21 protein-coding genes and 1 pseudogene are annotated in these 22,449 nt (G+C 60.5%); 11 read left to right on the top strand and 11 right to left on the bottom strand.

The annotated features are described in order from the left end of the window. The first annotated feature begins 117 nt into the window (after positions 1-117). From ASD64_RS10330 to ASD64_RS10315, 4 genes are all read left to right on the top strand, one after another. Entirely contained in the window at positions 118-2,277 is a 2,160-nt protein-coding gene (locus ASD64_RS10330; protein ID WP_056104582.1) for a transglycosylase domain-containing protein, read from the top strand. A gap of 105 nt (positions 2,278-2,382) precedes the next feature. Then, positions 2,383-2,967 (top strand): DUF1214 domain-containing protein, encoded by a 585-nt coding sequence (locus ASD64_RS10325; RefSeq protein ID WP_056104578.1) that lies wholly within the window; start codon positions 2,383-2,385, stop codon positions 2,965-2,967. Beyond that, positions 2,960-3,508 carry a DUF1254 domain-containing protein gene (locus ASD64_RS10320; RefSeq protein ID WP_056104576.1) on the top strand — a complete coding sequence of 183 codons (549 nt, stop codon included), beginning with the start codon at positions 2,960-2,962 and terminating at the stop codon, positions 3,506-3,508. Before ASD64_RS10325 ends, ASD64_RS10320 begins: the two co-directional genes overlap by 8 nt. Before the next feature lie 571 nt (positions 3,509-4,079). After that, positions 4,080-5,039: a DUF2336 domain-containing protein gene (locus ASD64_RS10315; protein ID WP_056104572.1), complete on the top strand. Its 960-nt coding sequence runs from the start codon at positions 4,080-4,082 to the stop codon at positions 5,037-5,039. Positions 5,040-5,044: 5 nt separating this feature from the next. Here ASD64_RS10315 and ASD64_RS10310 read toward each other — a convergent pair whose 3' ends face one another. The 3 genes from ASD64_RS10310 to ASD64_RS10300 form a co-directional block, all read right to left on the bottom strand. Further along, positions 5,045-5,389 carry a DUF1491 family protein gene (locus tag ASD64_RS10310; RefSeq protein WP_056104569.1) on the bottom strand — a complete coding sequence of 115 codons (345 nt, stop codon included), beginning with the start codon at positions 5,387-5,389 and terminating at the stop codon, positions 5,045-5,047. A gap of 82 nt (positions 5,390-5,471) precedes the next feature. Continuing rightward, a complete protein-coding gene (locus tag ASD64_RS10305; protein ID WP_056104566.1) occupies positions 5,472-6,218 on the bottom strand; it encodes a peptidoglycan-binding protein in 747 nt (248 codons plus the stop codon). Further along, positions 6,193-7,947, bottom strand: a complete 1,755-nt coding sequence (locus ASD64_RS10300) for a sensor histidine kinase (protein WP_056104562.1) — start codon at positions 7,945-7,947, stop codon at positions 6,193-6,195. The genes ASD64_RS10305 and ASD64_RS10300 overlap by 26 nt, the downstream gene beginning before the upstream one ends. Before the next feature lie 501 nt (positions 7,948-8,448). Between ASD64_RS10300 and ASD64_RS10295 the strand changes: the two genes are divergently transcribed. Together ASD64_RS10295 and ASD64_RS10290 are read left to right on the top strand one after the other, a co-directional pair. Further along, positions 8,449-8,784, top strand: a complete 336-nt coding sequence (locus ASD64_RS10295) for a DUF5330 domain-containing protein (protein WP_056104556.1) — start codon at positions 8,449-8,451, stop codon at positions 8,782-8,784. Positions 8,785-8,869: 85 nt separating this feature from the next. After that, positions 8,870-9,295: a SufE family protein gene (locus ASD64_RS10290; RefSeq protein WP_056104553.1), complete on the top strand. Its 426-nt coding sequence runs from the start codon at positions 8,870-8,872 to the stop codon at positions 9,293-9,295. A gap of 58 nt (positions 9,296-9,353) precedes the next feature. Here ASD64_RS10290 and ASD64_RS10285 read toward each other — a convergent pair whose 3' ends face one another. Next, positions 9,354-10,034 (bottom strand): DUF6456 domain-containing protein, encoded by a 681-nt coding sequence (locus tag ASD64_RS10285; protein ID WP_244480758.1) that lies wholly within the window; start codon positions 10,032-10,034, stop codon positions 9,354-9,356. 127 nt (positions 10,035-10,161) lie between these two features. Next, a complete protein-coding gene (locus ASD64_RS10280; protein WP_244480757.1) occupies positions 10,162-10,581 on the bottom strand; it encodes a helix-turn-helix domain-containing protein in 420 nt (139 codons plus the stop codon). Positions 10,582-10,793: 212 nt separating this feature from the next. Between ASD64_RS10280 and ASD64_RS22025 the strand changes: the two are divergent. Further along, positions 10,794-11,054, top strand: a pseudogene (locus ASD64_RS22025) (cytoplasmic protein); the annotation flags it as partial. A gap of 207 nt (positions 11,055-11,261) precedes the next feature. Here ASD64_RS22025 and ASD64_RS10270 read toward each other — a convergent pair. After that, positions 11,262-11,687: a MucR family transcriptional regulator gene (locus ASD64_RS10270; protein WP_056104546.1), complete on the bottom strand. Its 426-nt coding sequence runs from the start codon at positions 11,685-11,687 to the stop codon at positions 11,262-11,264. A gap of 436 nt (positions 11,688-12,123) precedes the next feature. Here ASD64_RS10270 and ASD64_RS10265 point away from each other — a divergent pair, with 436 nt between their 5' ends. Beyond that, positions 12,124-14,241: a S9 family peptidase gene (locus tag ASD64_RS10265; protein WP_056104544.1), complete on the top strand. Its 2,118-nt coding sequence runs from the start codon at positions 12,124-12,126 to the stop codon at positions 14,239-14,241. A 45-nt stretch (positions 14,242-14,286) separates the two neighbouring features. On the opposite strand, the gene ASD64_RS10260 is transcribed toward ASD64_RS10265, so the two are convergent. The 4 genes from ASD64_RS10260 to ASD64_RS10245 form a co-directional block, all read right to left on the bottom strand. Next, a complete protein-coding gene (locus ASD64_RS10260) occupies positions 14,287-15,231 on the bottom strand; it encodes a c-type cytochrome (protein ID WP_056104540.1) in 945 nt (314 codons plus the stop codon). 9 nt (positions 15,232-15,240) lie between these two features. After that, positions 15,241-15,678 carry a c-type cytochrome gene (locus tag ASD64_RS10255; RefSeq protein WP_056104537.1) on the bottom strand — a complete coding sequence of 146 codons (438 nt, stop codon included), beginning with the start codon at positions 15,676-15,678 and terminating at the stop codon, positions 15,241-15,243. Positions 15,679-15,826: 148 nt separating this feature from the next. Continuing rightward, positions 15,827-16,429 carry a superoxide dismutase gene (locus ASD64_RS10250; protein WP_056104534.1) on the bottom strand — a complete coding sequence of 201 codons (603 nt, stop codon included), beginning with the start codon at positions 16,427-16,429 and terminating at the stop codon, positions 15,827-15,829. 103 nt (positions 16,430-16,532) lie between these two features. Continuing rightward, entirely contained in the window at positions 16,533-17,411 is an 879-nt protein-coding gene (locus ASD64_RS10245; protein WP_056105042.1) for a branched-chain amino acid aminotransferase, read from the bottom strand. A gap of 162 nt (positions 17,412-17,573) precedes the next feature. Here ASD64_RS10245 and ASD64_RS10240 point away from each other — a divergent pair, with 162 nt between their 5' ends. Both ASD64_RS10240 and ASD64_RS10235 read left to right on the top strand, forming a co-directional pair. Continuing rightward, entirely contained in the window at positions 17,574-18,236 is a 663-nt protein-coding gene (locus ASD64_RS10240; RefSeq protein WP_056104529.1) for a haloacid dehalogenase type II, read from the top strand. 185 nt (positions 18,237-18,421) lie between these two features. Continuing rightward, a complete protein-coding gene (locus ASD64_RS10235; RefSeq protein WP_056104526.1) occupies positions 18,422-19,231 on the top strand; it encodes a L,D-transpeptidase in 810 nt (269 codons plus the stop codon). Between the two features lie 45 nt (positions 19,232-19,276). Here ASD64_RS10235 and ASD64_RS10230 read toward each other — a convergent pair whose 3' ends face one another. Continuing rightward, positions 19,277-20,821 carry a helicase HerA-like C-terminal domain-containing protein gene (locus ASD64_RS10230; protein ID WP_056104523.1) on the bottom strand — a complete coding sequence of 515 codons (1,545 nt, stop codon included), beginning with the start codon at positions 20,819-20,821 and terminating at the stop codon, positions 19,277-19,279. Between the two features lie 205 nt (positions 20,822-21,026). On the opposite strand from ASD64_RS10230, the gene ASD64_RS10225 reads away from it, so the two are divergent. Beyond that, the gene (locus tag ASD64_RS10225) at positions 21,027-22,448 is read left to right on the top strand and encodes a methylmalonyl-CoA mutase subunit beta (protein ID WP_056104520.1); all 1,422 of its coding nucleotides are present in this window, start codon (positions 21,027-21,029) and stop codon (positions 22,446-22,448) included. The last annotated feature ends 1 nt before the right edge of the window (position 22,449 follow it).

Raw genomic sequence — 22,449 nt, 5'->3', positions numbered from 1 at the left:
GGAATTTTACCCTGTCATCATTTTCGCGAAGCCAGCCCCCTTGCCGCCATGCTATGAATAAGTGAAAAGACGCGGGGTCGGCAGGTCGCGCCGATCCGCAGCCGGGCAGCTTCGCAAATGGTCAGTCCCTTGGAGCCGAAAAAGAGACGGGGCGCGATTGCCGCATTCCTGCTGGCCGCTGACGCCTGGCTCGATTCATCGCTGTACGAAATCCGCTTCAAGGCGGGTGAATTTTGGGAATCGGCCACCATCTTCTTCCGGCGATTCCGCGTCAAAGGCTGGCGCCGCGGCGTCATCGAACTGTTGAGCGAAGGTTTCACCATGGGCGCCGGCGGCGCCGTGGTCATGCTTGCCCTTGCTCTGCCCGCCTTCCAGGAAACGGGCGGCGACTGGCGCGCCCAGGACGATTTCGCCGTCATGTTCCTCGACCGCTACGGCAACGAGATCGGCCAGCGCGGCATCATCCAGCGCGATTCCGTACCTGTCGACCAGATGCCCGATCATGTCATCAAAGCGGTTCTGGCCACCGAGGACCGGCGCTTCTTTGAGCATTACGGCATTGATGTCCTTGGCCTGATGCGGGCCATGACCGAAAACGTCCGCGCCAACTCGGTCGTGCAGGGCGGCTCCAGCATCACCCAGCAACTGGCAAAGAACCTTTTCCTGACCAACGAGCGCACCCTCGAGCGCAAGATCAAGGAAGCCTTCCTGTCGCTTTGGCTTGAGGCCAATCTGTCGAAAAAGGAAATCCTGCAGCTTTATCTCGACCGCTCCTACATGGGCGGCGGCACGTTCGGCATCGAAGCCGCTGCCGACTTCTATTTCGGCAAGAGCGTCAAGGATCTGACCCTTGCCGAAGCCGCGATGCTTGCCGGGCTCTTCAAGGCGCCGACCAAATACGCCCCGCACATCAACCTGCCGGAGGCGCGCGCCCGCGCCAACGTGGTCCTGAGCAATCTGGTCGACAGCGGCTTCATGACCGAAGGCCAGGTGTTGCAGGCGCGCCGACATCCCGCCGATGTCGTCGACCGCGGCGACCGCAAGAGCCCCGATTACTATCTCGACTGGGCTTTCGAGGAAGTGAAGCGGCTGGCCATGAAGTCCGGCCAGCACTCATTGGTCGCCCACACCACCTACGATCCCAATATCCAGCAAGCCGCCGAGGAATCGCTGGAATTTCACCTGCGCCAATTCGGCAAGGACTATCACGCTTCCCAGGGCGCCATCGTGGTCATCGAGACCAATGGCGCGGTCCGGGCGCTGGTCGGCGGCCGTGACTATGGCGCGAGCCAGTTCAACCGCGCCACCAAGGCGCTCAGGCAGCCGGGTTCTTCCTTCAAGGTCTATGTCTATGCGACCGCGATGGAGCACGGCCTGACGCCGGATTCGATCGTCTCGGGCGCACCGGTCAGTTGGGGGAACTGGCACCCCGGCAACTACAACGGCGCATCGGCCGGCAGCATGACCGTCACCACCGCACTGGTGAAATCCATCAACACCGTCCCCGTACGCCTTGCCAAGGACAAGCTCGGCATCAAGCCGATCAAGGAAATGGCGGAGGCGATGGGCGTCGAGTCGCAACTGGAATCGCACAAGACCATGGTGCTGGGCACTTCGGGCATGACCGTGATGGACCAGGCCACGGGCTACAGTGTCTTTGCCCAGGACGGCATGGTCGGAAGCCGGCACGGCATCACCCAACTCGTCACCCACACCGGCGAGGTCGTCTACGATTTCGCCAAGGACGCTTCGCCGCCGCACCGGGTGCTGTCGGAGCAGGCGGTCAAATACATGAACTCCATGCTGGTCCAGGTGCCGGTCATCGGCACTGCGCGGCGCGCCGCGCTGCCCGGCATCGTCTCCGGCGGCAAAACCGGCACCAGCCAGTCCTACCGCGATGCATGGTACGTCGGCTTCACCGGCAACTACACGGCTGCCGTGTGGCTCGGCAATGACGATTACACCCCGACCAGGAACATGACCGGCGGCTCGCTGCCGGCAATGATCTGGCAGCGCCTGATGGTCTACGCACATCAGAATATCGATCTGAAGCCCATCCCCGGCATCGACCATCCATTTGTCGATGCCGAAACGTCGGCAAAGGCGAAAGAAGCGGAAAAGGAAGCGGCCCGGGACGCGGCAGACAGGACCGCCCCCGAACGTCCTCCCGTTCTTTCCAGCCGCACCACGCATGTTTTGCGCGACATGAACATGCAGTTCCGCTCGGCACCGCCGCTGCAACCGGCCAGCGAACCAGAAACCTTGTCCGCGCTGTAGGAAATCGGCGCAAGATCTCCTCAGCTTGGCCGTGCCGCCTTGCCTTAGTGATCAACCCCGCGCTACTCCGGTTTGCGAGATTCACCCACAACCAGTGACGGATTGATGCTCAAGAATGCCCTCCTGACGCTCGTTGCGCTTGTCATCGCCATCGGCGGCGGTGGCGCGAGCGTCTGGTACACGCTTCAGGCTCAGAAAGGCGTGGGCGCTATCACGATCGGCGCTTGGACCGCATTTCCGGATATCGGCACGTCCGACGCAGACCCCTATTCCAAGGCACGGATTTCGCGGGAAGGCGTACTGGCACTTGGCCGGGCAGAAGGGCTTGCCTTCGTTGCCGAACACGATTCAAGCGGCGAGCCGCTCAAGCGGGAATGCACCTATACGATCGACGGCAGCTTTCCGATCGCCCGCTTCTGGACGCTCTACGCCGCCGATCAGTCGCTCGATGTCATCGATACCGGCAAGCCACGCCCAGCCGCATTGCAATCCTATCAGATCCTGCACAATGCCGATAACACTGCCCTGATCTCGGTCGGCAATCGTCCATCGCCGGGAAACTGGCTTTATACCCAGGGGACGGGCGCCCTGTATTTCGTGCTCACCTTCTATGACACGCCGATCGCCAGCAGCACCGGCCTGTCCGACATCAACTTGCCGCAGGTCACAAGGACCGGCTGCCATGCGTAAGCTCATTTACGTCGTGCTTGTGGGGCTGGTCGGCGCCGGCATCGTCCACATTACCGTACTGCTCATGGTGCCGGACTTTTCAGAACGGGATGCCTGGTCGCGGCTCGCGCAAGCGTCGGACCTCTACAAGATGACACGGCTCGACGCGGAAGCCGGCGGTCCGCCGGTCGTCAAATCGGTCGATCCGCTGTTTTTTGCCGTCGCCTGCCGCTTCGACCTGACCGACGGCATGGTCCAGATCAAAGCAACGGACACCGTGCCGTTCTGGTCCGTGTCTATCTACGACCGCAGCGGCCACAACATCTACAGTTTCAACGACCACAGCGCCACCAATGGCCTGCTCGATGCCGTGGCACTCACTCCGGCCCAAATGCTTGAAGTCCGCAAGGAACTGCCGGAGGATATGGAGAGTTCGATCTTCATCGAGACCCCGATAGATGAAGGCATCATCGTCGTTCGCGCCTTCGTTCCCGACGAGAGCTGGAAGCCTTCTATCTCGCGCTTCCTCGACCAGAGTTCCTGCACGCTGCGGGAATTCTAATGCATGTCGCCCGAAAATGGGACCGGTTTCGGGATAACGACATGCATAAAAACAAATACTTAGAGCGCGCCAGCGGATCTGAAAGACCGCGACGTGCTCCAGGCTCGGACGGTTCCAGTTCCGTCAAGAGCGGTAGACCGTTCTTCTTTTACGCAATTCCGGTTGGAAAACCGGGGCCCACTTTTCCTGGAATCGCTTTAATGGCGCTGATCCGGCTTGGCCCGAGGCGCCGGCGCCGCCATCGTTGCGGACGTGTGGTCAGGTGCTGTCGCTTCCCCTCGTTCATAGCGAACGCCTGGGAAAATGACCACCGCGGCAGCCGTTTGGTTCGAAGTTCTCTTGATTGCCGCCGACCGCGGCGTGAAAGACAGGACTATGCCCATGTTCGCGCATTCCTCTCGGTTTCCCCGGAGCACAACGCAACGCCTCCATCCCGATAAGGCCATCAGAGGGTTAACGGAACGCTAACGGATAGATGCTAATTTGAGCATTGTTCCTGCCCATGGCGCAGCCGCCACACAAGCGGCAGCGCCGGGCGCTTTAGTGGCGTATCGTGTAAGGCGTATCCTTCGTGTCATTCACCGATTTCCGGCAAATCGCGGCACGGACCGAAACGGGCAAAGCCGAGCGGTTGTTTCGCGCCGCCATTTCCGCATTCTGTTCGCTCACCCGGCCTTCACGCCGGGAGCTTGTTCAACTCGACGACCTGACCTTGCCGCTTTTTGACGACGTCTCAGCCGAGGGCCTGCGCTTTGCGGCGGCGGCGCTGTCGGAATGTGAGCTTGCGCCGGCCGGGCTCGTAAAGCGGCTGAGCGAGGCAGCGATCAGCGTAGCGGCTCCATTGCTGTCACGCTCGCGCGCGCTCAGCGATGTCGATCTCATCTCGCTGATCGGGCGTCATGGCCTTCCGCACGCACGCGCCATCGCTCGCCGCAAGAACCTTCATCCAGCGATCGGAAGTCTTATCCGGGCGTTGGAGCGGCAAACGAAGACCGGCGGCTCAGCCCGTATTCGCCCTACCCCTTCCGTGGATCTGCGCGTAGTGGCAGATCAACCGGCAGCGGCCCCGACACCAGGCCTGGCCGAGGAGGCGGCGCGCGAACGGCTTCGGGAAATCATGCGCGCGCGCGCGCCGATCATTCCCACCAATACGGATACATATGCAAGGCTGCGAGACACGGCGCTTAGCGGGAACCCCGCACTTTTCCAAACCGCTCTGGCCGACGCCCTGAGTATCGACTTCGCCACGGCGAGAGCAATGACAGGTCCATCAGACTACTCGTCGTTGCTCGTCGGGCTTCGCATGCTGGATATGGCCGAGGCCGAGGCTTTCCTGATCGCAAGCACCGTTTGGCCAGGTCTGCGCGCACTACCGCAGCCTGTCCGCGTGTTCCTCGACCGCTACCAAAATCTCGACCGCGAGGAAGCCGCGAGGAAACTTGCCATGTGGGCGGGCAGGCCGATTGAAACCGAGACAGAAGTTGCCGACTCGGCACGGCCAGATGCCGGGCCCACATCGCATGTGAATTGACGGCTTCAGCGGCGGATTGAGATCAGGTCCTCGAGAGGGATAGAGCCTGTTTCGATCTCGACCACCCAGATGTCAGGATCGAAACGCTGTTCGCGCTCGATACGCTTCTCCAGCGCCTCGGCATCGTCGCCTTCACCAACGGGGTTGAAAAAGCGTTCGTCCGGCTTCGCTGAATCGTAACTGGTCTGTGACGCCGGCGCGAACAGGCAGACTTCTCCCAGCCTTCCGCGCGTCAGCACAAAGGCAGCGCCCGCCTCGGTCGCCCCACGCTTGACCACCGCGGCAAAGCCTCCGGAGGAAAAAACGCGACGCACCAAGGCCGCGACCCATAAATCGGTGGTTACGCGCATTTCGGGGACCGTTTGTGAATCTCAGGCTGCGCTGGGGCTGATATCAGCTTCCTCCCTGATTGGCGAGGAGCCACAGCCATCCTCAATCGGTCAACCCGATCTCACGCATCTTGGCGTAGACGGCTTCATCTGCTTCGCCAGTCACCGGCAATCTGAAAATCGCCTGGAACTCCCGGATAGCTGCCTTGGTGCGGGCACCCGCCACGCCGTCGAGTTGGATATCTTCGTTGCCGAAGGCTTTCAGACCAGCCTGGACCTTGACGATATGCGCGTCCAGCGAGGTGCTGGCCGGCAAAGCGGCAGCCGGGATCGAACTGGTGGTGTCGGAGCGGGGCTTGGGTATAGGTACCGAAGCGGTAACCGGCGCGGTCCCCAACTGGTCAAGCAACGCATTGTCGATGGTGCCGGTAACCGGCAAACCTACCTTGCGCTGGTATGCTGCAACAGCATCCCGCGTGGCCGGGCCTGCGAGCCCGTCAGCACCCCCGGTGTAGAAACCCAGATGCTTCAGGATATTCTGGACCTGCTCGACAACCGGATCTCCCTTGGGGGTTTCCGGCCGCACGATATTGATCGTGGTCTCCGGTTCGAGCGGCTCGGCTATCGGGAAATTCTCGATGCTCCGGGTCGAGAAGAACGCGCTGGAATGCGGGAATGGCTGGTACCACAAGGCATTGGCCGAGACATAGAAAAGCGTGACCAGAAAAGCCGTCGAGCCCCCCACCATGACTGGGTTGCGCGACACGGCCTCACCCAGAGCGACGGTACCCTTCTGGAAGACACTGCTTCGGCGGACGGAAGCCTTACGCCGTTTTGCGGAGCGAGCCACCCGACCCTCCTTGCCTGTCTGCGGACGGCGTTGACGTTGGCAGCGTCACGAGTTTGTCCACCTTCCCCTTCGGCCCATCGACCGGAACACTTATGGAAACGATCGTCCCCTCACCCGGCACGCTTTCGATCGACATGGTGCCTTCATGCAGCGTCACCAGACCCTTGACCAGCGAAAGCCCAAGCCCGGCCCCTTCGAAGCGGCGGGTATAGTCGTTCTGCACCTGCACGAAGGGCTGGCCGAGACTGGCCAGATCATCCTCGGCTATCCCGATGCCCGTATCACGTACCCAGAAATGCAGGCGCGAGCCGACCCGCCGCGCACCGATCATCACATCCCCGCCCTCCGGCGTGAACTTGATCGCATTGGAAGCCAGATTGATCAGGATCTGTTGCACCGCGCGGCGGTCCGCGTTGATCTCACCGGCGTCGGCAGCAATGCGGGTGTCAAGCCTGACGCCCTTCGAATCCGCCTGCAGCTGCATCATCGAACGGGTCATCTCGACCGCGTCGGCGAAGCGGAATGGCTCCAACTGGGTCCAATATGCGCCGGCCTCTATACGCGAAACGTCGAGGATCGAGGTCACGACATCCAGCAGATGCCGCCCTGAATCGCGAACCAGCCCTACATATTCCTTCTGGCGCGGGTCCTTGAAAGGTCCGAACATCTCATGCAGGAGCATGTCCGAGAAGCCGATGATGGCGTTGAGCGGCGTGCGCAATTCATGACTGACGGCAGCCAGGAAACGGCTCTTGGTCATATCGGCGCTGGATGCGGCTTCGGTCGCATGCGCAAGCGCCTGCCTTAGATCGTCGACCTCGCCATTGTCGCGCAGCATCGCCATGAAGCTGTCGCAACCTTCGCCCGTCGCCATCAGTTCCAGCGTGAACGGGTGATAATTGTCCGCTATCGTGCCGGCATTTTCCTGCGGCAGGCGAATGCGCAGGTCCACCTTCAGCAAGGGGGCGCCGTCGCGCATGTCGGCAAGAGCATTCAGATAGGCAATTCTGTCGGCCAGATGCACCCGGTCGAAAAGACCGTTGCCGATCAAAAGATCCGGCGCCAGGTTCAGAAACGTGCGCGCCTGCTCGCTGGCGTCGATGACATCGCCTTGCCTGGTCAGACGCAATACGACGCCGGCGACGACGGCTTCCAGATCGGTTTTGGCTGCAACGTCCTGTTCCGCTTGAGATTCACGCCCGAACCCCGTGAGACGCGGCAATAATGTCGCACTCCACGCCAGGGGAATCAGCCAGTGCCAAGCAGCGGGTTCCGCCATCGGCAAGGCCAGATGACTGCTCAGCAACTGCAGCAGGATGGCACCTAGAGCCGAAAATACACCGGTAATCACCGACCGGCGCGACATGCTTATCCAATAGGCTTCCACTGGAAGGGCTACGACAAGCATCGCGACCGGAGACGCCAGTCCGCCGGCAGCAGCAATCAGCACGGCCAGTCCCAGTGCCGAAGCCGCCAACGCCAGGTCACCGGCCACTTTCATCCGCCCCGATGCGGCCACCAACAGCGCGGTCAACCAACACAGGCCAAAGACGGCGAATATGACCGCCAAGGTGACCGACGCACCCAGACTGGAGGTGATCAGGGTCACGGCAGCACCGGCGGCGAAAAAAGGCACGCACAGCATTGTACCGACAAAACGGCGCTGGCTCCTGCGCGCTTGGCATCCGACTATGGAACCGTGCACAAGGCGCTCGCAGCCAGTGGCCATTGCGTCAGCCAGTCCAACGTATCTGGTCGCGAAAGAACTCAACTCAACGCCCTGTGCTGACCTGCTTGACAGGTCGATTATGGTTAAGTCCGAAAGTCGCATTCAGCCTTTAAGGAAAGGATAAAAACAGCCGGTGCAGGGCGTATTTCGCTGGGCAATTTCACCCTGCGCGCGCGCTGGAAGCAGCCAACTGCGACCATGGTAAACGGAGGGTTAGGCGGGCCTGCCGATTCTCTCGGTGGGGAATTTCCGCCGGCTTTTCAGCACAAACCTCAAAAACATCAGTAGAAACAGCGAGATGAATGGTTAGCAGGGTCTTTACGCATGTAATTGGATTTGGTCGAAAGCAATTGCGTATCCCTGCCGCGGCTTTTAGCTAAAATTTGAACTAAATTGTTCTCTTGAGCGCAAGCCGCCCTTGGTCCACCGTATGTCTATGATACGCCAAACAAGGGGGACAACTGCGCAACCGGCGCGATCCGACCCCGAGAGACAGTCTATATGGGTTTCCTGATCAGACTTGCGTTTTGGTTTTCGCTCGTGCTCTTGGCCTTGCCGTTCGATGTCGGCCCGGACGAGCAAGGCCGCGAAAGCGTCAATCCAATCCAGGCTCTTGTCGCGGCGCGGGAAGCAGTCGGCGACATCGCCGGCCTCTGCGAGCGTAGGCCGGATGTTTGCGAAACCGGCGCATCAGCCGTGCATACCATCTCGGAGCGCGCCAAGCAGACTGCCAGAATCGCCGCGATCCTGCTCGAAGAAACGCCGGCCGATCAGGCCGATACCGCCACGACCGGCAGCATCCAGCCCCCTGATCGGATCGAAGACGCCCACAACTAGAACATGCTTGGCCGCTGCCTCGCCGGTCCGACTCTGCCACTCTTTTTCCGTGACGCCGCCGCTCGGCAAGACTATATGCTCCAGCATGGGCACCACGATCCAAACCATCCTCGACGACTTCGCCTTCCTCGATGAATGGGAGGAGCGCTATCGCTACGTGATCGAACTGGGCGAGGCCCTGCCGGAATTTCCCGACAGCGACAGGACAGCGGCCAACAAGGTGCAAGGCTGCGTCAGCCAGGTATGGCTCACAACTAGTTATGGGGCTGGCCCGGACCCAATCATCACATTCCAGGGCGATTCCGATGCCCATATCGTGCGCGGGCTGGTCGCCATCATGCTCGCTCTGTTCTCCGGCAAGACAGCGGGCGATATCCTCAAGACCGACGCAGAGGCAACGCTCAAGACCCTGGGGCTGGACGAGCACCTGTCATCGCAACGCGCCAATGGTCTGCGCGCGATGGTCAAGCGCATCCTTCGCGACGCAGAAGCGGCACGTCAGACAGCCTGACCGGAAGCAATTCCAGGCGAAACGGATGTAGGTTCCGCCTGGAACCGGGCAGGACCCCTTATCCGGACACGCTGGGACGATAATCCTCGGTGCCCCAGTGCAGCATCATTCGATTTGCCCCACTGCCCGCCTTGCGCTCCGGGAAATAATGGCGAGCCAGCGTGCCCAAAGCCGTCTTCAACACGACCTTTGCCGATCGCACCGGCCAACCGCGTTCCATTTCCACCTGTTCGAGGCCTTTCAGGAAGCAACAGACATCGATCAGCACCCCCGACAGTTCGGGCCCAACAGCAGATATTGCGCCTTCCACCCTCAGCCGGGCGCCGAGCGCGGCATCCGTAAGGTCGACAGTTCCACCGCCGGCGGTGCGCTTTCCTGAAGCGACGCTGGCGACCCAATTTGCACCCAGCCTCGGCATGAGCCTGCCGCGCGTATAGTCGGCACGAAGCCGTTCTCCCGCCTCGAATTCCCTCGCGGACAGGAAAGCCTTCCCGGCTTTCGTCTTCATCCGCACCAATTGGGCAAGCGGCGACTCGGACAGGTTGGCCAAAACTGTCTGGAACCCGCTCTCCGTCTCTATCGTCACAGGGCCGATATCCCTGTCGGCCGTTGCCATGGCGCGCATCGTGGAGCCCAATTCCCGTGCCAGCGCGATCCCTTGCGGCGACAGGGAGACTTCGTGCGACGATCTGAGCAGCAGGCCTTGTGTCACAAGTCTGTCCAGAACATCGCCGTTCAACGAAACCGTCCCTCGATCCGCCGCTTCGAGCAGCACCTGACCATCTCTGGATGCAGCGCATATGGATGCTGGTCCTTTCGACAGGAAGCGCAGCACCCGACCCGAGAGTTTCGCCAGTTCATCCATGTCAGAGGCCCAATCTGGTGCGGAACGCCGCGGACGCTACCAACTCGAACATGGAAACGACACGATCGAACTCCGGATCGTCGCGCAGATCCTCGATGATCCGGCAAGCGTGCATGACCGTCGTGCGATCACGTCCGAACCCGCGCCCGACATCCCCCATCGTCAACCTGAGCACGACATGCGCAACATACATGGCGATCTGGCGCACGCGCGAAACCGACATCGCCGTTCGGCCCGACCTGCGCAACTCCTTGCTTGGCAAGGAAAAAAGCGCCGAGGCGATATCGATCAGGCATTCGCAGACATCCATGGCAACTTCGTCGCGCCGTTTCGGAACAGGCTGGAAAGCGCTGCCCACCGGGCTGGCCTCGACTTTCAAGTTTGTGAGGCCTTCAAAGGAAGCGGTCATATTGGCATGCACGGAACTTTCCTCCAAAAATAGGAATATGTTCCTTATACGGACTCTTCCGTCATGTGTGAACAAACAAAGAACTAACGACGAGAGTCGAATACCATAACCCATTGATAAAAATGAATTTTCAAATCTCTCATCGTGAATAATCCGGAAATCTTCTCCACGGCCAGCGGTGTCTCCCCGATAGTTTGGGTTCAAATTCCATGGGAGACCGAACGATGCGCACGCTGAAACAGGACGCAAATAGCTTCGCAGGGCAAAAACTGGCCGAGGCGGCGGACGTCGGGCAAAGGGTTGCGCTTCGCCTGCTTTGCGGCATCGACCTCTCGGCGGCGCTTGGCGCCGGCCAAGAGGAAAAAGCCAGGCTGGCCGAACGGATCGAACGCCTGATCAACCGCGAACGTCTCAAGGGTTTGCGGCGGCACTGGAGCTATGATTTGAACCGCCACATCGCGCTGAAGCAGGCGCTCGACCTGATTCGCGACACATCCGCACCGAACCCGGCATCCGCCGATATGGCATTGGCCAAGCCAGTCTGCCAAAAAACAAAGCGGCGCAAACGGGCGCCGCTCGACTACTCAGGACAAATGGAAACAGCTTTCCATTCCGGATTGCATTCAAAATAGAGAACTACAGTGGCCCGTCACATGGATCGGAGCCACTCCGGTTCAAAATCGCGGATCGCCCTAGCGACTCTTGCGCTTGCGCCCGAGGCCCATTTTCTTCGCCAATTGCGACCTGGCCGCAGCATAGTTCGGTGCGACCATCGGGTAGGTCGCATCCAGGCCCCACTTTTCACGATACTGATCGGGCGTCAGGCCGTAATGGGTCATCAGATGGCGCTTCAAGGACTTGAATTTCTTTCCGTCCTCCAGACAGATGATGTATTCGTCCTGAACCGATCTTTTTGGATTCACGGCAGGTTTTTGCTTATCCACAGGCTGCGGCTCAGCCGCCCCGCCAACGCGACCCAGCGCAGCATGTATATCGGCAATCAGGTTCGGCAGTTCGCCGACAGGAACCGGATTGTTGCTGACATAGGCTGCCACCACATCGGCAGTAAGCTCAATCAGCATATCGCTGTTTCTGTTAGGGACTTCTGCAATGTCCATGGTCTTTAGATCCCAACGAGAGACTTTGATGGCTATGCCCTTTGCTTGGATAGCAGGCACTTATGCGAAATCAGACGTCACGAATCTGCTACGATTCGCCATACCAAATCTTAATGACCCGACACCTCTTTCAAGTCAATTCGCCCGATGGGCTATATAGGTCCTTATTCAGAAGTTATTGCACCCTAACTTCAATTAATAATACACAACCACAACTTACGCGATGTGCCAAATGCTCGTACAGGTACATGTCGTTACGAAATATTTACGTTACAAACTGAATTGATCGCTTCAAACGCAGTCGGTTTCTCATCTTTGACGATTTCGGCACAGGTCTTGCTTGCCGGACTATGCAGTCATCCAAGCCAAACCGGGCTCTTGAACCCCATGGGCGAACGTGGTCATTCGAGGCCGAAGCATCAGCACGGCAGATACAATGACAATGACGACACTTTTCGACCCGGCCACCCCGCCCCGCCCCGAGCAGCGCCCAGTTTCCGATAGTCGGCACGGCTTCTCGCGCACCGACGAGTTCACATGGTTGCGGGCGGAAAACTGGCAGGAGGTGTTCCGTGATCCGACATTGCTCGATGCCGGCATCCGCACCCATCTGGAAGCGGAGAACGCCTACCAGGCAAAGCTGATGGCCGATACGGCCGATCTGCAAAAAACCCTGTTCGGCGAGATGAAGGGGCGCATCAAGGAAGACGACTCATCCGTGCCCATGAAGGACGGGCCCTATGCCTATGGGTCGTCGTTCAAGCTCGGCGGCGAGCAGCCCCGCTACTTCCGCCAGCCCCGCGAAGGTGGTGAAGAACAGATCCTGCTGGACGGCGATGCCGAGGCTGAAGGACAAGCCTATTTCCGGCTGGGCGGGATCGACCATTCGTCGGACCACAAGCGCCTGTTATGGGCTTTCGACGACCGCGGCTCGGAGTTTTTCTCGCTGCGCGTGCGCGACTTGGCCAGCGGCACCGACCTGCCCGACCAGATTGGCGACACCGGCGGCTCCGGCGTCTGGAACTCAACCAATGACGGTTTCTTCTATACGCGCCTCGATGCCAATCACCGCCCGTCCAAGGTCCTGTTCCACAGGCTTGGGGACGATCCGGGAAACGACCGCCTGATCTATGAGGAAAACGACCCCGGCTTTTTCATGGATGTTGCCGGCACGCGCTCCAACGAATGGATCTTGATCGGCATCAACGACCACGAAACATCGGAGTATCGGATGTTCAGCGCCGCCGATCCGCTTGCCGAGCCGAAGCTGGTCTCGCCACGTGAGGCAGGCCTTCAATACGATCTGGAAGAAGGCGGCGCTGTTTTCTTCATCCTGACCAACGAAGGCGGCGCCAAGGACTTCAAGATCATGACCGCGCTGGCCGAAAATCCTGTCCGCGCCAACTGGAAGGAACTCGTCCCGCACCAGCCAGGTCGGCTAATCCTGTCGATCCTCGGCTTCAAGAACTATCTCGTTCGGCTGGAGCGGCTGGATGGCCTGCCGCGCATCGTCGTTCGCGACCGGACGACCGGCGAGGAACACACGATTTCTTTCGACGAGGAAGCGTTCTCCCTCGGCCTGTCCGGCTCTTATGAGTACGACACCGAGATCATGCGCTTTTCATATTCCTCCATGACCACTCCAGCGCAAGTTTTCGACTACAACATGAGGACGCGTCAGCGCGAGTTGCTGAAGACGCAGGAAGTGCCCTCCGGGCATGACGCGTCGCACTACATCACGCGGCGGCTATTGGCGCAGGCCACCGACGGCGAAACCGTGCCGGTCTCCCTGCTTTATCACCGTGATACGGCGCTGGATGGATCTGCGCCTTGCCTGCTCTACGGCTACGGTTCCTACGGCATCACCATTCCAGCCGCCTTCAATACCAATTGCCTGTCGTTGGTCGATCGCGGCTTTGTCTATGCCATCGCCCATGTCCGAGGCGGCAAGGACAAGGGTTATGCGTGGTACGACCAGGGCAAGCGGGCGCAAAAGGCAAACACATTCACGGATTTCATTGCCGTCGCCCGCCATCTCGTTGCCGAAGGCTACACATCGCACGACCGCATCGTTGCCCAGGGGGGCTCGGCCGGCGGCATGCTGATGGGTGCCATCGCCAACATGGCGCCGGACGCCTTTGGCGGCATCATTGCCGAGGTTCCCTTCGTGGACGTGCTGACTACCATGCTGGACGCGACATTGCCCCTGACCCCGCCCGAATGGCCCGAATGGGGCAATCCGATCGCATCGGTGGATGATTATCGAACCATCGCCGCCTATTCGCCCTACGACAATGTCGGCGCCCTCGACTATCCGCCGATCCTGGCCGTCGCTGGCCTCACCGATCCGCGTGTAACCTATTGGGAACCTGCCAAATGGGTTGCCAGGTTACGGGAACGCAAGAGCGGCGACAATCCGGTGCTGTTCAAGATAAACATGGAATCCGGGCACGCCGGCGCATCGGGCCGCTTTTCCAGGCTTGAGGAGATCGCGTTCAGCTATGCGTTTGCGCTGAAGGTGACGGGCAAGAGCAGCGCAACCATCGCCACCTGACCGGTTGCGAACCGCGCCGGCGGATAACCGGCGCGGAGACCGCAATCAGTTTGCCGCCGGCTGGCGCGCCGGATAGCCGTTCGGATGAGGCGGGATCGCCTTCAGATAAGCGGCGATCGCCGCCCGGTCTTCCGGTGCAAGTTCCGCCATGTTTTTCTGGACCTCCACCATGGCGCCGCCAACCGAATCGAAATCCGGCGTGAAGCCGGTCTCCAGATAGTTGGCAATGTCGGCCTCGGACCAATCCCCCACGCCTCCCTCGCCAGAGGTGATATTGGGGACGATCCCCTTGCCTTCCGCTGCAGGAGCGCCGGCCAGCCACTGGGCCTTGTCGCTGCCGCCGGCGAAGTTGCGTGGCGTATGGCATTCACCGCAATGGCCTGGTCCCTCGACCAGATAGCGGCCAGCCAGAACAGCCTCCGGCGCGGATTGTGCCAACGCGATCACCGGATCACCGCTCAGGTAAAGGCGTTTCCAAAGCCCGATGCCGCGGCGAATATTGAAGGGAAATTCGAGCGCATGTTCCCCCGCCTTGCCGCTGACCGCAGGCAAGGTCTTCATGAAAGCGAAGAGATCGGCGATGTCTGCCGGCTTCATGCGGGCATAGGACGCGTACGGAAAGGCCGGGTAGAGATGTTCGCCGGACGGGGACACGCCCATCAGCATGGCACTGGCAAAGTCGGCCGGCGACCATGCTCCGATGCCATTTTCCTTGTCTTGGGAAATGTTCGGCGCAAAGAAGGTACCGAATGGGGTCTTGAGCGCCAGTCCACCCGATAATTCGAGCCTCGCCGCGTCCTTCGAACCAGGCTTGGCATGGCAGGAAGTACAGCCGCCGGCATAAAAGATGCGCTCGCCCTTTGCTGGGTCGCCGGAATCCACAACCAGTTGCGGATCGACCTTGGCCGGCGCCGACAGCACCCAACCGGCAACAACTCCCGCGCCGGCAAGCACCATGACGGCGCCAGCTATTTTCTTCAGCCGCGACATCGGTCGCGATCAGCCCTTCTTGATCCTGTATGTCTGGTGGCAGGTGCTGCAGTTCGACCCTAGCACGCCGATCTGCGCCTTGAGCGCATCGACATCGGCGGGGGGTGCTGCCGCGGCGGCTTTTACATCAGCCTCGAACTTGTCTGCATCAGCCTTGAAGCCGGCCATGTCCTCCCAGATCTTGGGGCTGGCGGTTGTATCGCCGGTATCGCTTCCGGCTGGGAAAAGCGCCTCGGCGTCGAATTTCTCGGCGTTCACCTGCAATGCATTCAGCGCAGTCGCGACCTGAGCGGCGTCAAAGGCTTGTTCGCCCTTGGCCACCTTGACCAGTTCTCCGACGACCTTTCCGCGTTCCTTCATCAAGAGTTGGCGATCGAGTACCGGGTCGGCGAGTGCCGCCGAACCGGCGAAAGCGAGCAGGGAGATGGCGATCAGAAGCTTTCTCATTCCTGGGGGCTCCGGGTTTGGGACTGACGATGACTGGTTTGCAACGCCTAAGCTGGCGTAAAAATTCCGAAATTTCGCCTCACGGTTACGTGAAATGGTTCCGGCAACAAAAAAGCCCCGGACGTGCCGGGGCTTTTTGTCGGATCGATCAGGCCTTCGCCTTCTCGTAGAGTTCCAGGACATGGTCCCAGTTGATCAGGCTGTCGACGAAGGCCTCAAGGTACTTCGGACGAGCGTTGCGGTAGTCGATGTAATAGGAATGCTCCCAAACATCGACGCCCAGGATCGGCGACGCGCCGTGAACCAGCGGGTTCTCGCCGTTCGGGGTCTTCGAGATCGCCAACTTGCCGTCCTTGACCGAAAGCCACGCCCAGCCCGAGCCGAACTGCGTGGTGCCGGCCGCAATGAAATCAGCCTTGAACTTGTCATAGCCGCCGAGATCGGAATCGACCGCCTTCTGCAAGGCGCCCGGCAACTTGTTGCCGCCGCCGCCCTTCTTCATCCACTTCCAGAAGTGGATGTGGTTGTAGTGCTGGGCGGCGTTGTTGAACAGACCGGCATTCTTGCCGAAGGACTGCTTGACCACGTCTTCGACCGACAGGTCGCCCATGCCCGCTTCGGCAGCCAGTTTGTTGCCGTTGTCGACATAGGCCTTGTGGTGCTTGTCGTGGTGATACTCGAGCGTTTCCTTCGACATGTAAGGCTGCAATGCCTCGTAGTCGTAGGGCAATGCGGGAAGTTCAAAAGCCATAGGTCTACTCCTCAATGAAAATTCGGTTTTTCTACCGAACTAAGATAGGTCTGGATCACTCCGGGGCAACTCCAGAGCGAAGCAACAGCGCTCTTTTATGACCTCACGCGGCGGAAGTCGAATGCGCCCAGTCCCAATAAAGCTCACGGGACTTTTTTGCTACAGGACCGGGCTGGAGATGGCGGTCCTCGATGCGCGTGATCGGCACCACCTTGGAGTGGTTCCCGGTCGAAAAAATCTCGTCCGCCTCAAGGAAGTCACGCACCGAAAGCGTCTTTTCCGTTACCTGGAAGCCATGGTCGACCAGCAACGCCGTGGTGCGGGCACGCGTGATGCCGGACAGGAACGTGCCGTTGGCTGCCGGCGTGAAGACATGGCCTTGCTTGACCAGGAATATGTTTGACGACCCGGTTTCGGCCACGTTGCCCAGCATGTCGAGGACCAGCGCGTTGTCGAAACCGCGCATCTTGGCCTCCAGAATGGCGCGGCCGTTGTTCGGATAAAGGCAGCCAGCCTTGGCGTTGGTCGGCATCGTCTCGATCGTTGGCCGCCGGAACGGTGAAACAGTCACCGAAAACCCGCTCGGCGGCATCATCGGCGCTTCATAAAGGCACAGGCAAAAGCGCGTCGAGGCCGGATCGGCCGGCACGCCCATATAGCCGCCATGCTCGGCCCAGTACATCGGCCGGATGTACACAGCGGTCTTGCCGTCGAATCTCTTGAGGCCGTCCCAGGTCAGCCCAACAATTTCGTCGGGACTCTTGGTTGGCTTCAAACCCAGCGCTATCGCCGAGGTATTCACCCTGCGGGCGTGCAGATCGAGATCGGGAGCGACACCCTCGAACCAGCGCGCGCCGTCGAACACGCTCGAGCCCAGCCACATGGCGTGGCTGCGCGGGCCGACAAGCGCAACGTTGCCTTCGTACCAGTCGCCGTCCACAAAGGTCCACGTCGTCGATTGCGCAGCGGTCGCCAGTGTCATTGTCTCGATCCGTGTTTCCATCATTCGGCTGAGGTCAGCCCTATTGGAAAAGGCTTCAAAGCCGTTCGTCAATCGTCATGGCGCAGATTCATTGATGCCAGTGGCGGCATCGACGGCAAAGTCCGCTTGCACAAGACGACATCAGGCTTCACAACAACCATCATGCATCACGCCGCTTACGTATTCGACGCCTACGGTACCCTTTTCGATGTCCATGCCGCCGTTCGCCGCCATGCCAGCGACATCGGCACGGACGGACAATTGCTTTCCGAGATATGGCGCGCCAAGCAACTCGAATATTCGTGGGTCAGGTCGCTGATGGGCGCCTATGCTGATTTCTGGCAACTCACGGAGCAAGCGCTCGATTTTGCTTTCCTCAAGGTTCCGAGCGCCGACCCGGCACTCAGGCAAAAGCTGCTCGATTCCTATTGGCATCTCGACTGCTATCCTGAAGTGCCCGGCGTGCTGCGCGCGCTGAAGGCATCGGGCGCCAGGGTGGCTATCCTTTCGAACGGCTCGCCCGAAATGCTGAAGGCCGCGGTGAAATCCGCAGCACTCGACCAGATCCTTGACGACGTGTTCTCCGTTGACGAAGTCAAGCGCTTCAAAACCGACCCGAATGTCTACGACATCGTCACAACGGCCTGGCGTCTCTATCCCGCAGCCGTATCCTTCCAATCTTCGAACCGGTGGGATGTCGCGGGTGCAACAAAGGCCGGCTTCCGCACGGTCTGGATCAACCGCAGCAACCAGCCGGACGAATATCGGGATTTCTCCCCCGCACTCATCTTGCCGTCGCTGGAAGGCTTGCCGACCAGCGGCTAATCTCGTGTTGCAAAATAGCAACAGTGGCGTGGGCGCCACATCATTGCCTTTGTTTGTCCACCCTGAGGCCAGATTCAAGGCTACCTATCGCCGCCTGTCGGGAGGGAACCGCACCTTTGACGCAATTGCGATTGCGCAAGAGGTGCATCCTTGAGTTTCTTGCATAACGGATTCAGAGCAACGTCATGGCAACAGTTTCACCTCCTACCCTGCTGAGCAGGCGCGGTTTCCTCAACATCGCAGCGATGGGTGCGGCGGCAACGGCGGTTTCCGCATGCACGACAACCACCCAGGCGCCTCCGCCTCCGGTGGAGCAGCCGGTCGAACCCGAACTCGGCAGTTATGAAATGATGTACGGCCCCATCATCGACGAGGGCTATGAAATTCCCGGCGTTCCGATTCGCAAGATGGACCGGCAATTCCTTCGCCAGATCGTTGCCGATCCGACCGGCCAGAGGCCCGGCACCATCGTGGTCGATACGTCCGCTCACTTCCTTTATCTGGTGCGCGAAGGCGGCCAGGCGATCCGCTACGGCGTCGGGCTTGGCCGCGCCGGTTTCGAATGGTCCGGACGGGCCGTGGTGCAATGGAAGCGCAAGTGGCCGAAATGGACGCCCCCGGATGAGATGATCGGGCGTCAGCCTGAATTGGAAAAATACAGCGTGCGCAACGGCGGCATGCCTCCGGGGCTTACCAACCCGCTCGGCGCACGCGCGCTCTATATCTTCCAGAACGGCGAAGACACGCTCTACCGTCTCCACGGCTCGCCAGAATGGAGTTCGATCGGAAAATCCGTCTCGTCAGGCTGCGTGCGGCTGCTGAACCAGGACATCATCGATCTTTACGACCGGGTCCCAAACAGCACCCCCATCCTGGTCACCGCAGGGCTTGGGACGCCGATCGTGGCCAATTCGTACCAATCGAGAACCCCCATCGATGCCGGCGTCCCCGAGGGCTCGGTGTTGCTCGGCCGCGTCCGCGACCGGTGGTTCTAGACTTTTGGTTGCTTTGGTTTCGAGGCGCGCCAGGAGCCTCGAAACTTATCGGCCTCTTGACAGGCTCCCCAGGATACCGCGAACGATCGCGCGGCCGACTGAAGATCCCACCGACCTGACCACGGACTTGATGGCCGCCTCCGCCACGGTCTGCCGGTTGGAAGCACGCGGCGCCGGTGCCCGGCGTCCCGTGCTGCGTTCCGGCGAAGCGCCGCCGTTGCCAAAATCCGGAAGGGTCCAGCGCGAGCCGCCCTCCTGCTCGGATTGCTGCTGCGCCGCTTGTGCTTCGACCGCCTTCTTTTGCAGCATTTCGAAGGCGGATTCCCGATCCACCGCCTCGTCGTACTGGCCGGCGACCGGACTTGCGGCGACCAGCTTGCGCCGCTCTTCCGGGGTGATCGGTCCGAGGCGCGAGGACGGCGGGCGGATCAGCGTCCGCTGAACCATCGAGGGAACGCCCTTGGCTTCCAGCGTCGAGACGAGCGCCTCGCCTGTTCCGAGTTGCGTGATCACCGTTGCGCAGTCGAAGTCCGGGTTCGGCCGGAAGGTATCGGCAGCGGTCCTGACCGCCTTCTGCTCACGCGGGGTATAGGCGCGCAAGGCGTGCTGGACGCGGTTGCCGAGCTGCGCCAGCACGGTTTCGGGCACATCCAATGGGTTTTGCGTGACGAAATAGACGCCGACGCCCTTGGAGCGGATCAGGCGCACGACCTGCTCGACGCGATCGACCAGCGCTTTCGGCGCATCGTCGAACAGCAAATGCGCTTCATCGAAGAAGAACACCAGCTTGGGTTTGTCCGGGTCGCCTACCTCGGGCAGCACCTCGAACAGTTCCGACATCAGCCAAAGCAGGAAGGTCGCATAAAGCCGCGGATTCATCATCAGCTTGTCGGCCGCAAGCACGTTGATGGCGCCTCGCCCGTCGCGGGTCGTACGCATCAGGTCGGCGATGCGCAGGGCCGGCTCGCCGAAAAAGTTCTTGCCGCCCTGCTGTTCCAGAACAAGCAGCGATCTCTGGATCGCACCGACCGACGGCTTGGTGACGTTGCCGTAACGGGCGCCGATCTCATCGGCACGTTCGGCAATGTTGGCAAGCAGCGCCTGCAAGTCCTTCATGTCCAGCAGAAGCAGGCCTTCTTCGTCGGCGATGCGGAAGGCGATGTTCATCACGCCTTCCTGCGCTTCCGTCAGGTTCATCAGGCGTGAAAGCAGCAGCGGCCCCATTTCCGAAACGGTCGCGCGAATGGGGTGCCCCTGTTCGCCGAACAGATCCCAGAAAATGACCGGGAATTCCTGGAATTCGTAAGGGTCGAGCTTGATCTGCTCGGCTCGCTTGAGAAGAAAATCCTTGGCCTCGCCGATCATGGCAATGCCGGAAAGGTCCCCCTTCACGTCGGCACAAAATACCGGCACCCCGGCATTGGAGAAGCCTTCCGCCATGATCTGAAGGCTCACCGTCTTGCCGGTACCCGTTGCGCCGGTTACCAGCCCGTGCCGGTTGCCATATTGCAAAAGCAACGACTCGGGCCTCTGGTAGCTATCGTCCGGCTTGCGGCTGGCGCCCAGGAAAATGCTTTCGTTGTCGGCCATTATGTAAATCTCCGCAAACCCGATGTGTCCAACTTCGCGTACCAAGCCATTTGTGCAGGTATAGTGAGGCACTGGCGAAAATCAAAGGCGCAAGTTCGTCCGCCTCAGACATCTGTTGCATTGCGGTACAGACACAGGAACCGTAGAGTGAAGCATTCCAGGCTGATGCGGCCGGCAATCAAATTCAGCGGAGGGCGCCGGAGCCTTGACCGAAAAATCAGAAAGCCACGACGTGCAGAAGAAGCGGTGGCTGACGCTCGCTGAAAAGGCGCTCGCCGGAGCTTCGTTCGAGGAAACGCTGGTTTCGCACACCGACGACGGCTTGCGCATAGACCCGCTTTACGAACGCCACGCCAACACCGAGGCAAGTGTTCGCGCCAGGCCTGCCCGGCCCTGGACCATCTGCCAGCGCGTGGACGACCCCGACATCGAACGGGCAAGGACACAGATCGCGGACGATATCGCGCAGGGTGCGACCGGCCTGGCCTTGGTGTTCGAAGGTGCTCCCAACGCATTCGGCTATGGCCTGCCAAGCGAGCCGCGGACCCTCGAGCGCGTGCTGGACGGCGTCTCACTCAATGACGTCCATGTGCGGATCGACGTTCATCCGGCCAGCCGGGCGATGGCCGATTGGCTCGTCACCCTGATTTCGCAGGCCAAGGTCGATCCTGCCAAGCTCAGTCTTTCCTTCGGCATCGACCCTGCCGCCACCTTTGCCGGAACCGGACGCTTGCGCATGTCGCTTGAGGCGCTGCAAGCCTCAATGCCGCAATCGCTGGCGCATTTCTTTGCCATGGACGTGCCGGGTGTCTTGCTCGAAGCGGACGGTCGGGTGCTGCACAATGCCGGTGCCACCGAAGCGCAGGAACTGGGTGTCATGCTGGCATCCGCCGTCTCGCATCTGAAGCTGTTCGAGGAGGCCCGGCAGGCGCTTGTCTATGCCGCGCCGCATATCGGCTTCGCTCTCAGCGTCGACCAGAACCAATTCGTGTCCATGGCCAAGATCAGGGCCTTGAGGCGACTGTGGGCGCGCATCCAGGAGGCCTGCTCCATTCCGGCCTCACCGGCAGTCGTCCATGCCGAAACGTCAATGCGCATGATCAGCCGCCTGGATACGGAGACGAACATCCTGCGCAACACCATTGCCTGCTTTGCGGCAGCGGTGGGAGGTGCTGATTCGATCTCGATCCTGCCGCATACCATTGCCCATGGTTTACCGGGCGGCTTTGCCCGCCGCGTCGCCCGCAACACCCAGTTGGTCATGATGCGCGAAAGCCACATCGACCACGTCCTCGATCCGGCAAGGGGATCGGGTGGCGTCGAGGCCCTTACCGAAAGCCTGTGCGATGCGGCCTGGGTGGAATTTCAGCGTATCGAATCGGAAGGTGGCGTACTGGCCAGCCTCAAGGCGGGTCATATCCAGGCCAGGGTGAAGGCATCCGCGACCGAACGCGCCAAGGCATACAGGGCCGGCAATCGCAAAATCGTCGGCACCACGCTCTATCCCGCAAAATTGGAGCGGCTCGTCGAAACACTCGCCGCCACGCAACGGCCCACGCCCTCGGACGGCGTCGTCTTTTGCGACGCGCTTGCTCCTACCCGTATCGATCAAGAGATCGAGGCATAAC

Source organism: Mesorhizobium sp. Root157 (genome assembly GCF_001427385.1).
Lineage (GTDB): Bacteria > Pseudomonadota > Alphaproteobacteria > Rhizobiales > Rhizobiaceae > Mesorhizobium.
Note: the sequence above shows the minus strand (reverse complement) of the source record. Positions and strands in the feature narration are given on the sequence as shown.